This window comes from Herbaspirillum sp. GW822-FHT03A08 (genome assembly GCF_058801885.1).
Map to the genome: position 1 here is coordinate 43,813 of NZ_JBXANR010000004.1, position 13,796 is coordinate 57,608.

A 13,796-nucleotide genomic window follows, 5' to 3' on the forward strand; every position below is an offset into this window, starting at 1 on the left:
CACCCCGACATACACGCCCCCCCACTATTCAATAGACTGCCCCGCCGCCACGCCGGAAGCCCAGGCCCACTGGAAGTTGTAGCCGCCCAGCCAGCCGGTGACGTCGACCGCCTCACCGATAAAGTGCAGACCCGGCACCTTGGTGGCCATCATGCTTTGCTGCGACAGCTCGCGCGTGTCGACGCCGCCCATGGTGACTTCGGCCTTGCGGTAGCCTTCCGAGCCGTTCGGCTTGATGGTCCAGCGATTGAGCGCCTCACCCAGCTTGCGCAGTTCTTTATCAGGCATGTCGGCAATGCGCGCCGCACCGTCGAAACCGTTGGCCTTGAGCAAGCCGTCCGCCAGACGCGCCGGCAGCCATTGCGCCAGCAGGTTGCCGAGGTTCTTCTTGAGCGTGGTCTTGCCTTCGATGAAAGTCTCTGCAACGTCGATCTGGGGCAGCAGATTCAGCGTGAGCGACGCGCCCGGCTGCCAGAAGCTGGAAATCTGCAGGATCGCCGGGCCGGACAAGCCGCGATGGGTAAACAACAAGTCTTCGAGGAAATAGCCGCGCTCTTTCTTGACGCCGGTTTCGACCTCGACTTCCAGCGCGATGCCTGCCAGGTCGACAAACGGCTGCCAGCCGGCGCCGTCGAAGGTCAGCGGCACCAGGCCGGGATGCGGCTCGACCAGCTTGAGGTCGAATTGCCTGGCGATACGGTAAGCGAAGTCGGTGGCGCCGATCTTCGGGATCGACAAGCCGCCGGTGGCGATGACGACGTGACGTGCCAGAATTTCGCCGCTGTCCGTTTCCAGGCGGAACAGCTCCCCGTCCTTGCCGACCGACGCCACGCCGCAAGGCATGCGCCATTCGACATGACCGAGATCGCACTCGGCCTTGAGCATTTCGATGATGTCTTCCGAGGTGTCGTCGCAAAACAGCTGGCCCTTGTGCTTCTCATGGAAACCAATGCGGTAGCGTTTGACCAGCGCGAGGAAATCCTGCGGCGTGTAGCGCGACAAGGCGCTTTTGCAGAAATGCGGATTTTGCGAGAGGAAGTTCTGCGGCGTCGCACCGATGTTGGTGAAATTGCAGCGGCCGCCGCCGGAGATGCGGATCTTCTCGGCCAGCTTAGCGGAATGGTCGATCAGCACGACCGACTTGCCGCGCTGACCGGCGACGGCCGCGCACATCATGCCTGCGGCGCCGGCGCCGATTACTGCTACATCGAATGGTGTTGTCATGTTTGCTTTCGCCAACTTGCTTTACTGGCGAAAGCAAACGGCATTATTGGAAGTAAGAAGGCGGCGACTGATCCATCCACAGCTCGGACGACATGCGCATCATATCGTTGAGCGAGCCGCGCTGGGCAAATGCCTGGCGCAGCCAGCCGGCATCGCTGAGCCGGTTGTGCGCCATATGGCGCAGGCGCTTCAGGGTGATCAGTTCGACTTCGTTTTGCACGTACGGCTGCAACAACTGCAATTGCAGCAACAAATGCTCGAAGATCGGCAGTTTACTCGAAGTCGCCGGCGTATCGCCATGCAAAGCCAGCATGCCGTTCAGACCGAAGCGGCTGGCTTCGAAACGATTGTACTGATACAGCAGGTAGAAATCGTCGCGCATCTCGAACGGCCGTTCGGTCAGGATCCAGCGCGCCAGCAGTTGCGCATAGGCACCCAGATGCGCTGCATGCTCGATGGTCAGCGGCGTGTCGCAGACGCGGATTTCGACGGTGCCGTATTCGGGCTTCGGACGAATGTCCCAGTAAAAATCCTTCATGCTGCCGATGATGCCCATTTGCAGCAGTTCGTCGTAATAGGTTTCGAACTCGCTCCACCTGGTCTGCACCGGCGCCGTACCCGACAGCGGAAAAGCGCGCACCACGTTGCTGCGCGAGGAGTCGAACTTGGTGTCCGCCCCCTGATAGAACGGCGACGCCGCCGACAGTGCGATGAAGTGTGGCACGAAACGCGAAAATGCATGCGTCAGGTACAACGCGTCGTCGCCATTGGGCACGCCGATGTGGATATGCTGGCCGAACACCGTGAAAGTTTTCGCCAGGTAACCGTATTTTTCATGCAGATGAAAGAAGCGCTCGCTCGGAGTGATGCGCTGCTCATTCCAATGCTGGAAGGGATGCGCACCGCCGCCAGAAACGTCGATGTTGAGATGCTGCGCACCGCGATTCAATGCGGCGCGCAAGCCCTTGAGTTCTTCGATCAGATCATCGACGCGCGTGTGGATGCCGGAGTTGAGCTCGATCATCCCTTGCGTCATTTCTAGCTTGATCTGTTTTTGCAGATCGCGCGGCGCAATCCAGGTCAGCAGATCGACCGCATCGCTGGCGAGGTTGTAATTGCGGCGATTGACCAGTTGCAGTTCCAGCTCGATACCCATTGTGAAAGGCGTCGACGAGGTGAACGGCAGGATGCCTGCACTGCTGGTTGCGTGCGGCGTCAGGTGCGGACTGGCGGCATTGTCCGGCTTGTCAGCCTTGTCCGCAGTCAGTGCGTCTTCTTGGATAAGTGTAGTTGTCATTCGCGTCCACTTTCACCAGATTTGATTAAGGCGAATTGCGTCGCCACCGGGCCAAACAATTCGAGAACGATCAGACATCCCGCCAGCAGCGGCACGACATCGGCCGTCGTATGCGGATACAGATTGGAAATCGTCTGCATCAGGCCCAGCCCTGCTTCGGTCATCGGCAAGGTGCCGAGCGTGAGCAATCCCGCCTGCTTCCAGTTCATGCGCGCAAAGCGGGCAAACACGAATACACCGCAACCCATGGCCACGAAACGCGCCGCGATCAGGATCAGCACCGACCAGCCGACCATTGTCAGATCCGCCAGACGCATCGAGGCGCCCACTGTCACAAACAGCATCACCACGAACAATTCGTTGGCAACGCCGAACTCCAGCTCCATCAGGTCGTACTGGCGATCAAGATTCTTCGACAGAATCGCGAAGATCAGCATCGTCAGCATCACCGGCAGATGCAAGGCATGCGCCACGCCGATGGCCAGTGCGATGACCGAAATCACCAGCACGAACTGGCGGCTGCCCTGACGTCCCAGCAAACGCGCCAGCGGCATCATCAGCCAGTAGGTCAGATACGCCAAGACGAAAGAACCGATCAGCGAATACGCCGTATGCTCAACCAGCGTCAGCACCGGCGTGCCGGACTCATGCGCAATCACCGGCAGCAAGGCGTACGCGGCAAGGATCGCGACGAAATTGTTCAGCGCCGTCATCGTCGCCAAGCGGCGCGTCACCTGGCCTTCGGCCTTCAGATCACGCAGCACCACCAGCACCACCGCCGGCGCCGTGGCAATCGCCCACACGCCGCCGAGCAACGCCAGCACCTGCGAGGTGCCGAACCACGACAAAGCCAGACTGACGAATACAAAACACAGCACGGCGGAGGTCGCCACCGTGGCGAGCAGCCACTTCTCGCGCCTGAGCCAGCCGATATCGACATAACGCCCGAGTTGATACACCACCAGCGCGACAGCGATGTCGGCAAAGATATTGGTAACGCTCAGTACATCGCCCGACAACCAGTTCAGACCGCCGCCGCCGAGAATGAAACCGACGATCAGATAACCCGTGATACGCGGCACCCATGGCGACTTCGACACGATATGACCGGCTATCAACCCGAATAGCAACAAGCTACCGAACAGCAGCAACGCGTTCCATTGAACCGGTTGCGCAAGGGCGAAAGACGGAAGAGTCCACTGCATAGCTCCTCCTGACAATTTTAGATTTGACGTGCATCCGGCGGCGTCGGTTGTTCCGGGATATCCCCTGCCCGACGCTGATCTGCTGATGCAATGATGATGAATATGAAGTGACGCTTATCGAAAAGTATCCCGAGAGCTAACCCGAGGATAAACCAGTTTTATATTAAACGAAATTTTTTCCTATCTTGTGATCGTCATGTTTTGAATGGTGAAAGCGCCATCATTGTTCCCAAAATTGCCCGTCCGAGGTTATCAGTGCAGACCTGATTCGCTTGTCAGAAAACACTGACAATGCCGCGTCGCGATAGCGTGCAAGCTGCGCTGCATAAGCAACGCGTTCGCTGTCGAGCAGATTGCGCTTGTAGTCGAGAATCCAGACTTCATCGTCGAACACGACCACGCGGTCGCAACGCAATACGCCGTCGCCGGTCACGATGTCCATTTCATTGCGCGCATGGCGATACAAGGCGGGATTGAAGAACCGCTCCAGCGCCGGTTGCGCCAGCATGGTGGCCGCCTGTGCACGTATCGTCGTCGCCAGCGGACGCGGACACGGCAGCCAGCGTGCGATCACCGCATCGTCCGGCAATACCGGCGGCCATGTGCGCGCGTGCGTCATGCGCTCCAGCAAGGCATGCAAAGCGACGCCTTCTTCGATGGCATCGTTGCTGTAATTCTCCGTCGCCGGTGTAATCGACATCGGTTGCGACATCGGTTGCGATACCGGTTGCGACAACGGATCAAACAATGCCAATGAAAACGTTTGCTCAGTTGCGGCGAGCTCGTCGTTGCGCTGCGCCTGCGGATGGATTTCTTCCATCCCCGCAACGTCGCCGGTGCGGTCGAACAGACGGTGATACCAGCTGCCCTCCTGCACACCGCCTTCCAATGCGCCACGCGTGCTCGCCACACCGCTGACGATCAGCAACTGCTTGGCCCGCGTGATGGCGACGTAGAGCAGGTTCCAGTCCTCCTGCTGCTTGAATCCTTCTTCGGAATCGAACCAGCGGTCGCGCGCCAGCCCGCGTTCGTTCTTGCGTCCGAAGGCGGAGAAATGTGTCGGCGCGTCTTCATCCTGCGGCCAGTCGCACAGGATGCCGACGTTGTCGTTGGCAGGATCGCTGTGATTAGTATCAAGCATCACGACCACCGGCGCCTCCAGCCCCTTGGCGCTGTGCACGGTGAGAATGCGCACGGCGTCGGCGGCAGCATCGATGCTGGCCTCGTCCGGCGCATCGCTCTCGGCATGACGCTGCAGCACGCGCAAGGCGTCGATGAATTTCGGCAGGCTGGGGTAACGGCCGGCATCCAGATTAAGCGCCAGCTCGACGAAGGCTTCGATGTTGCCCAATGCCTGCGTACGCATGGCAGGCGCCACCGATTGCGCATAGCGCGCCACCAGTTGGCCCTGATGCAGAATCATGTCGAGCAAATCGTGCACTGGATAATGCGGCGCGGCTTCCAGCCATTGCGATAACAACTGCACTGCACGGCCGACGGCAGGCGAAGCGTTGCCCGTTTGCTGCTGCGCGCGGACGCGGTGCCACCAGTCACCCTCTTCACGTTGCGCCAATGCGATCAGATCGTTATCGGACGCGCCGATGATGGGACTTTTGAGTACATGCGTGAGTGCGCGCGTGTCGTTGGGCGTAATCAGGAAGGTCAGCAGCGCAATCAGGTCGGCGATTTCCAGCGAGTCGAGCAGACCGCCGCGCTTGTCGGAAACAAAAGGAATGCCGGCGTCGCGCAAGGCGCTTTCGTAAGCGATCAGATGGCGGCGTTTTTTCACCAGCAGCATCACATCGCCCCACTTGAGCGCGCGTTCGCCATCCTCGCCTTTGACGGTAATGCGGCTGCGCGCCTGCAAGATCGCCTGGGCGATCAGCTTGCCTTCGTCGCGGCGGCGAGCGTCATCCTCTTCTTCGCGCGGCGTGGTCAGCGGATTGCGCATGGGTGTTTGCGCTTCAGCAGCAGTTTCAACTTCGGCGACGGTCTCGGCCCCCTCTGCCTCCGGCGCCTGCACCAGCGGCAGCTTCCACACGCCCCCGCCCGGCATGCCCAGCGTCGTCTGCGGTGCGAACAAGGTATTGCGCCCGGTGAAACTGGTATTGAGTACGTCGACGATGACCGTCGCATTGCGGCGCGTCTGGTTGGCGCGCAAGACAGCTGCGCCCTGCTGCTGCAACATGTCGCGCGCTGCCGAAAACACCCTCGGCTCGGCACGGCGGAAACGATAAATCGATTGCTTGGGATCGCCCACGACAAATACCGTCGGCTGTGCCGCATCGCCGCCATAGGCGCGCAACCATGAGCGCACGATGCTCCATTGCAGTGGATTGGTATCCTGGAATTCATCCAGCAAGATGTGCTTGTAGCGCGCATCGAGACGGCTTTGCAGATAGGCGGCGCTCTCTTCGTTGGTCAGCAGGCGATAGGCCTGCCATTCCAGATCGGCGAAATCGAATACGCGCTGCTCGGCCTTCACGTCCTGATATGCATCTAGATACGCACGGCCGGCGACGAACAAGGCGCGATTGAGCTTGAGCACGATGCCTTCGGCGCTACGGCGTTGCAGCCGTTTGAGCGCGTTGCCGGTCAGTTCGAAAGTTTCTTCGAACAACGAAACGGCGACTTCTTCATCGACACCGTAGTGTTCGACCAGCGCCGCCTTCAGGGCTTTGGTGCGCGCATTGTTGCCGCGCGTTTTTTCCGCGTCATCGTAGAACTGCGATGCCAGCGCGGTGAAATTCTCCGCCGACGGCTCCCCCGTGACCAGCGTTTCGATGATGGTGGCGCGCTTCTGATTGGCCACTGCGCCTTTGCCGAGCACGGAAGAAATTTCGTACAGCTTCGCCTTCAGCGCTTCATCCGACCAGACGTCGAGGCGCGCGTCGCGCAGCGCGTCCGGTCCACACAAATTCTCCAGCCATTGCAACGGCATCTCGTCGGAAGACAACGGCGGCATGGTCGCCGCCCACCATTCGGCGCGCTTGTCGAGGAAGGAATCCAGCAAGCGTTTGGCGCCGCTGTCGCCGGCCAGATCGTACAGCTCCAGCAAAGCTTGTTTGATCTCGCTCTGCGGCGGCTTCTGCACAGCTTGCATGAAGCGGCGATAGGCCTCGTTCATCAACTCGCCGTTTTTCTCTGTCAGCGAATAGCCGTGCGGCACGCCCGATGCAAGCGGGGCGATTTGCAGCAAGCGCGCAAACCAGCTGTGAAAGGTGTCGATGGAGAGGCTTTGCTGTCCCGACAAGATCTGCTCATACAGCGCGCGCGCCTGCGGCATCACACGCGGCAGTTCAGCTTCGCTGATGCCGCGCTCCAGCAACAATCCCCGCGCTTTTTCCGCCGGCGCCAGCGTCAGCTCATGCAGCAGCTCCATCAGACGCTCGCGCATTTCCTGCGCGGCTTTGCGGGTGAAGGTGATCGCCAGCAATTCGGCAGGCTTGGCCCCGGCCAGCAGCAGACGCAGCATGCGCGCCACCAGCAGCCAGGTCTTGCCGCTGCCGGCGCAGGCTTCCACTACGACCGAATGGCGCGGATCGCAGGCGGCTGCGGTGAAGGCCGCTGCGTCAGCAGGTTGGCCGTTAATCTCGTAAGCCGAAATAGGCATAACCGTCGGCGCAATATCGTTTGTATCTTCCATGGCGCTCATTGCCAGACTCCCTTGCGGCACAAGCCGCGTACTTCGCAATACTGGCAAACCGATTCGATACCGTTGGCGGGCAGCGGTGCGCCCTGCGTGACGGCGTGCATGACGGTGCTGATCTGCTGTTGCAATGCCTGCTGCCGCCGCTCGAAATCAGGTGCGGCGACGTCGCCGGTTTTATCCTTGAAGGTTTCCAGCGCGACGTAGTGCGCGGCAGCCATGGTTTGTCCGGACAGCAGACCGTAGAACGGCAACTGATGATCTTCGGCGTCCTTCAGCTTGGTGACCAGCGATGGCAAGGGGCGCGTCTTGTAGTCGAGCACGGCGCGCTCGCCTTCTGCATTCTCGTCGACGCGGTCGAGGCGGCCGTGCAATTCGATACCGCCGCCCGGCCATTCCAGCATGTGTTGCAAAGCGATTTCACCGAAGGCGAAATGCCAGCCCAGCCCTTCGCGGTCGTTGGCCCAGACCAGATACGCCGGCATCACCTTCTGCCAGCGCGCAGCGTAGCCGAGCGCAGCCGGATGCTGGCTGATGGCTTTGCCGAATACCTCGCCGGAGATCGCAGTGAGCAAAGCTGCGCGTTGCTCCAGCGGCGTCTTCTGATCGCGCACGGTCTCGTGATAGGTCATCAGGATTTCATGCAGCCAGCCGCCGTAGTCGCGCTTTTCCGGCATGTCCGACAGCTCGTCCATGACGTTCACGCGCAGCATGCGCAACGCGAAGAATTGATACGGGCAGGCGACAAAGGTGTTGTAGCCGCTGGCCGACAGTTTGGGCGGCAGCAGCGTCGGCGCCGACGGCGCCGGCATGCTTGCCGGCTCGGCCTGCAATTGCTGCAACGGCAGTTGATGGCGCACCACGCGGATCGGCTCCATGCCGGCTCTTGCCAGGCATAGCTCCATGCGTTCCAGCCACGGGCTCATGGGATTGGGTTCGCCATCCTTGTGCGTCTGCCAGCTCAGGACCACTTCGCGGTTGGCGCACAAGAGTTCGGTGAGATCGCGTAATTGCTGATGCTGGCGGCTCAGGCGTGTCGGCAAGCCGAGTTCGTGCCGCACCGCGTTGGAGAAGAACAAGGTCTCCTGCGGCTGCGACGGCAGATGCTCGGCGTCGGCGCCGATCACCAGTACGGCGTCGAAGTTGCGCAGGCGCGCGCCGTTGAGCGGCAACATGACCACGCGGCGATCGGTGATCGGCGGCATGAAGGTCACGGCGTCGAGTTGCAGATTCAGCAAGGCGCGCCATTCGGCGAAAGAAAACAGTTCGCTGCCGTCCGCATTGCGCGCACTGTCGTCGCCCAGATCCTGCAGCAATTGCAGCGCCTGCTGGCCGGCGGTGTCGCCTTCGAAAGCGCTGCGCATGTCGAGCGCATCGAGCAATTGCTGGGCGCAGTCGCTCCAGGCCGACAGGCTCTTGCGGCCTTCAAAGACGGCGGCTTGCCGGGCCACGGCAGTGAGACAATCGGCAGCGGCGGATTCATTGTTGAAGACGGCGAGGATGCTGCGCCATTCGCCGGCGATGTTCTGGCGCCGCAATTGCCATTCGATCTGCATCACGGCCGCGGGCTTGTCGGCCATGCCGGCGAAAATGAACGGCGACTTCAGCAAATCCAATAACGCGGTGGTTTCGCCGCGCGAAGTGACGACGTCGCACCATGCGGCCAGCGCGGCGGCGGCGCGCGTGGTGGAGAGCTTCCAGCCGGTTTCGTCGGCTACAGAGACCTCGGCGCGCTCCAGCAAGGCGCGCAGGCGGCGGGCGCTGACGCGGTCTTGCGCGACGATGGCGATATCTTTTTTACCTTTCTGCAGCCAGTCCAGCACGATCAGCGCGCTTTGCTGCGACGCTTCTTCGAGGCTGCCGGCCGGGCACAGCGCCATGGTCGGCGCATCCATCTGCGGCGCGAACAGATCGTCCGGCATCGGGGCCAATGGCGCCTCGCACAACTCCGGCCAGGCAGTCTGATAGAGCAAGGGAATATCCGGTCCACGCCAGTCGATGACGACCGGCTGTACGTCGGCGCGTTCGGCATAGGCTTCAAGGAAGGCCAGCTCCATCGGCTCCGGCGCGACCGGGCTGATCCAGATCAGCGGCGCCAGCGCACCGTGTTGCGGCTGCTGCGCCAGAGCCAGCATGCGGGCGTAGCGACGTACGGTCTTGTCGTTGCCGTCGAGCTGGCTCTTCCAGATCGACCACACCAGTTGCGCCTCGTCCGAAAGCATGCTGCGCGCCGATGGCGACAATTGATTCAGGGCGGCTTGCCAGCGCTCGTCGGCGTCGCCTGGCGTTTTTTCCATGGCCGGCAGCAGCGCCTGTGTAAGCTCATCCGAGAGCGACAGCAGCGTCTGCGCCAGCGGCAGCAAATCGGTGTTGCGGCGCGCGGTGAACATCTTCTTGAGCCAGCCGTGCTGGCGCAATTGCGCATACAGCTGCATCAGCCGCTCGCTGTCGGCGGTTGCCGGTTCGGGCTCCTGCATGGCCAGCCAGCCTGCCATGGTGTTGATGCGCGGCGGGATGAACGCGCGCGTGCCGGGAGCGATCTTCGCCAGCTCCTGAGCCAGCGCCGCACGCCAGTGCACTGCATGCGAAAACGCCGGCACCACCACCTGGCAACCAGAAAAGTCCCGCGACCCGGCCCGCACCGCCTGACCCAGCGCATGATCGGCGTCCAGCAGCGCGGCCGCGGTTTGCGGCCAGAAATCGACGGACGGACTGATCAGCAAGGGCGAATGAAGCATGCGATGGGAATCTGGGAAAAATGGACAACAAAATGAAAATAAATATCTATCAAAAGCATTGCCGAAAACTATCGCCCGGCCATGCCTTTGCGGCATTGTATGCGAGAGACCGCCCGAATGCGCGGGCGCGTGGGCCGCAGCACAGGCAAACGCCCGCGCAACAAGGCTTTCAATCTGAAACGCACTTTTTTCAAAAATGGGTTATGATTGCCTCCGTACCCCGCCGATTACCCGCTGCCGCACTTCAAAATAACTTGAATTAGGGCGCAACGACTCCATCTGCTTTGAGCAATTACTTGATAAGCACTGAGCAATTCTGGAAGCGTTGATGGCATACGCCAAGCATGCGGTATGTTCCCACGGCGCTATTTGACTACTTATATATCCCTCAGACCGAGGAAATACCATGAGCGAAAACATCAAACATATCTCCGACGCATCTTTTGAAGCGGACGTTTTGAAATCCGACAAGCCAGTCCTGGTGGACTTCTGGGCTGAATGGTGCGGACCTTGCAAAGCGATTGCGCCGATTCTGGAAGAAGTCGCCAAAGAATACGACGGCAAGCTGCAGATCGTGAAGCTGGACGTCGATTCGAACCAGGCTGTTCCAGCCAAGTTCGGCATCCGCGGCATTCCGACGCTGATCCTGTTCAAGAACGGTGCGGCAGCTGCGCAAAAAGTCGGTGCTTTGGCCAAGGGCCAGCTGACTTCGTTCATCGACAGCAACATCTAAGAAGATTCAAGGCGGCGATACGCTCGTATCGCCGCTTGTTGTGCTTACCGGTAGTCTGAACAAATTCGATACACGTAAGCCTGTTCTTTAATTTACACACCACGCAACTCCCTCCCCCACCTTTTACTATTCCCATCTCGGGACACTCATATGCACTTATCAGAATTAAAGGCGTTACACGTCTCCGCATTGCTTGAAATGGCAATTGGCCTGGACATCGATAACGCAGCGCGCCTGCGCAAACAAGAACTGATGTTCGCGATCCTCAAGAAGCGCGCGAAATCGGGAGAACAGATTTTTGGCGATGGCGCCCTTGAAGTCCTGCCTGACGGCTTCGGCTTCCTGCGCTCGCCCGACGCCAGCTACATGGCGTCCACCGACGACATTTACATTTCCCCTTCGCAAATCCGCCGCTTCAATCTGCACACCGGCGACTCCATCGAAGGCGAAGTGCGTACACCGAAAGACGGCGAGCGCTACTTCGCGCTGGTCAAGGTCGACAAGGTCAACGGCGAAGCGCCGGAAGCCTCCAAGCACCGCATCCTGTTTGAAAACCTGACGCCGCTGCATCCGAACAAGATCATGCAGCTGGAGCGCGAAATGCGCGGCGAAGAAAACATCACCGGCCGCATCATCGACCTGATCGCGCCTATCGGCCGCGGCCAGCGCGGTCTGCTGGTGGCGTCGCCGAAGTCGGGTAAATCGGTCATGCTGCAACACATCGCGCACGCCATCACCACCAACCATCCCGACACCGTGATGATCGTCCTGCTGATTGACGAACGTCCGGAAGAAGTGACCGAAATGCAGCGCTCGGTGCGCGGCGAAGTCGTGGCATCGACCTTCGACGAACCGGCAACGCGTCACGTGCAGGTCGCTGAAATGGTGCTGGAAAAAGCCAAGCGCCTGGTTGAAATGAAAAAAGACGTGGTCATCCTGCTGGACTCGATCACCCGTCTGGCACGCGCTTACAACACTGTGATCCCGGCATCCGGCAAGGTCCTGACCGGCGGTGTCGACGCCAACGCGCTGCAACGTCCGAAGCGTTTCTTCGGTGCTGCGCGTAACGTCGAAGAAGGCGGTTCGCTGACCATCATCGCCACCGCGCTGATCGAAACCGGCAGCCGTATGGATGACGTGATCTACGAAGAATTCAAAGGCACCGGCAACATGGAAGTCCACCTGGAACGCCGCCTCGCAGAGAAGCGCGTCTACCCGGCGATCAATCTCAGCAAGTCCGGCACACGCCGCGAAGAGCTGCTGATCAAGCCGGATCAGCTGCAAAAGATCTGGGTCCTGCGCAAGCTGATGTACGACATGGACGAAATCGAAGCGATGGAATTCATCCTCGACAAGATGAAGTCGACCAAGAACAACGCAGAGTTCTTCGACATGATGCGTCGCGGCAGCTAAAAGTGACCAACACAACGCCGCTGGCTGCGTTGCAACTCCTTGTCGCACATTCGTGCTGCCTGCGTCGTTGCGCCTTGCCAGCGACGCCGTGTTAGCCACTTTCAAGCTATCGGTTCTTCAAAAAATCCGCCCGAGCAATCCGGCGGATTTTTTTATTTCAGCACGATCCGTGCAAGCCGTTTGAGCAGCTGCCCTTCCTTTCTTCTCCGTCGTACCAGCGAACGCTGGGACCCAGTGTCGTGACGACGTGCGATACGCCCCTGGGTCCAGACTTTCGTCAGGACGACAGACGTATCAAAACGTCATGATTCGCAGCGACGAACAACGTTCGCGCATTTCGTCCTTACAATTCCGTCCTTACATTTTTTATAGCGGGCATGTGCCGCGAATACAGTAAACTGTCCCGACTAAATTCACCGGCCGACAACAACAGGTAGCGCCGCAATGGCACACCTCTTGCATGACCGGTGACCGAGCATTCCGCCGGAGTGCCGAGTTACTAACAAAACTGACCGGAACGATGCGTGACCGCACCGGCAGGGAGACAACGATGTCCGATGCAAAGACCAGCGGCGCCGGCAATCCGCGCGCCAATATTCCGTTAACCGACGTCATGCTGCGCCGCCTCAAGTTGAAGCCGCTGCTGATTTTTGAGCGTGTACTCAGTTCATCCTCGATCGCCCGCGCCGCGCGCGAACTCAATCTGACCCAGCCCGCCGTCACCAAAGCCATCCAGGAACTGGAAGCCGACCTCGACGTGCCGCTGTTCGAGCGCACCAATCGCGGCGTCACGCCGACTTGCTACGGCACCCTGCTCGGCACGCGCGTCAAGACCGTCATCGCCGAGCTGCGCTACCTCACCGACGAACTCAATACCTTCCGCACCGGCGACAGCGGCCACGTCATCATCGGCACCGTGATCTCGGCATCGGCGCGCCTGCTGCCGCAAGCGATCACGCGGCTCAAGCATCAGCGTCCCGGCGTGCTGGTCACCGTGCGCGACGGCCCGACCGATCAGCTGTTCCCCGCGCTGGCCACCGGCGAGCTCGATATCGTCGTCGGGCGTCTGCCGGAACGCGACCTGCCGCTGGCGCGCATGTATGCCTTCGAACACAGCGTGCTGTATCGCGAAGCGCTGTGCGCCGTGGTCGGTTGCAAGCATCCGCTGGCCAAGCGCATCGACATCCAGTTGTCCGACCTGCTCGACTGGCCGTGGATTTTCCCGCTGCAGGTGTCGCCGGCGCGATTGACAGCCGAGCATCTGTTCCTCGACGCCGGGCTCAGCATCCCGACCAATGTGGTGGAATCGCTGTCGGTGCTGACCAATATCGGCCTGATGCAGGACTCGCCGTCGATCTCGCTGATGCCGCGCGCCGTGGCCCAGCATTTCGCTAATCTCAACCTGCTTTCCATCCTCGAACTGGGCGACCTCGGCGACTTTGGCGACATCGGCTATTCCATCCGTACCGACCGCGAACCGACACCCGCTGCGCAGGCATTTATCAAGTGCCTCAAAGAGACCGCTGCCGAGTATTAA

At 60.3% G+C, this 13,796-nt stretch carries 8 protein-coding genes; 3 read left to right on the top strand and 5 right to left on the bottom strand.

Annotated features, from left to right (window positions below):
- Positions 1 to 24 precede the first annotated feature (24 nt).
- From AC1RN6_RS13395 to AC1RN6_RS13415, 5 genes are all read right to left on the bottom strand, one after another.
- On the bottom strand, positions 25 to 1,224 hold the full coding sequence (locus tag AC1RN6_RS13395; protein ID WP_493005942.1) for a BaiN/RdsA family NAD(P)/FAD-dependent oxidoreductase: 1,200 nt from the start codon (positions 1,222 to 1,224) through the stop codon (positions 25 to 27).
- Between the two features lie 43 nt (positions 1,225 to 1,267).
- On the bottom strand, positions 1,268 to 2,521 hold the full coding sequence (locus tag AC1RN6_RS13400; protein ID WP_493005943.1) for a YbdK family carboxylate-amine ligase: 1,254 nt from the start codon (positions 2,519 to 2,521) through the stop codon (positions 1,268 to 1,270).
- Positions 2,518 to 3,726: a cation:proton antiporter gene (locus AC1RN6_RS13405; RefSeq protein WP_493005944.1), complete on the bottom strand. Its 1,209-nt coding sequence runs from the start codon at positions 3,724 to 3,726 to the stop codon at positions 2,518 to 2,520. The genes AC1RN6_RS13400 and AC1RN6_RS13405 overlap by 4 nt, the downstream gene beginning before the upstream one ends.
- A gap of 220 nt (positions 3,727 to 3,946) precedes the next feature.
- Positions 3,947 to 7,381 (bottom strand): UvrD-helicase domain-containing protein, encoded by a 3,435-nt coding sequence (locus AC1RN6_RS13410; RefSeq protein ID WP_493005945.1) that lies wholly within the window; start codon positions 7,379 to 7,381, stop codon positions 3,947 to 3,949.
- Positions 7,378 to 10,113 (bottom strand): PD-(D/E)XK nuclease family protein, encoded by a 2,736-nt coding sequence (locus tag AC1RN6_RS13415; protein WP_493005946.1) that lies wholly within the window; start codon positions 10,111 to 10,113, stop codon positions 7,378 to 7,380. Before AC1RN6_RS13415 ends, AC1RN6_RS13410 begins: the two co-directional genes overlap by 4 nt.
- 406 nt (positions 10,114 to 10,519) lie before the next feature.
- Here AC1RN6_RS13415 and trxA point away from each other — a divergent pair, with 406 nt between their 5' ends.
- From trxA to AC1RN6_RS13430, 3 genes are all read left to right on the top strand, one after another.
- Entirely contained in the window at positions 10,520 to 10,846 is a 327-nt protein-coding gene (gene trxA / locus AC1RN6_RS13420) for a thioredoxin TrxA (RefSeq protein WP_493005947.1), read from the top strand.
- A 150-nt stretch (positions 10,847 to 10,996) separates the two neighbouring features.
- Positions 10,997 to 12,259, top strand: coding sequence for a transcription termination factor Rho (gene rho / locus AC1RN6_RS13425; protein WP_094565211.1), 1,263 nt, complete (start codon positions 10,997 to 10,999; stop codon positions 12,257 to 12,259).
- Positions 12,260 to 12,809: 550 nt separating this feature from the next.
- Positions 12,810 to 13,796, top strand: coding sequence for a LysR substrate-binding domain-containing protein (locus AC1RN6_RS13430; RefSeq protein WP_493005948.1), 987 nt, complete (start codon positions 12,810 to 12,812; stop codon positions 13,794 to 13,796).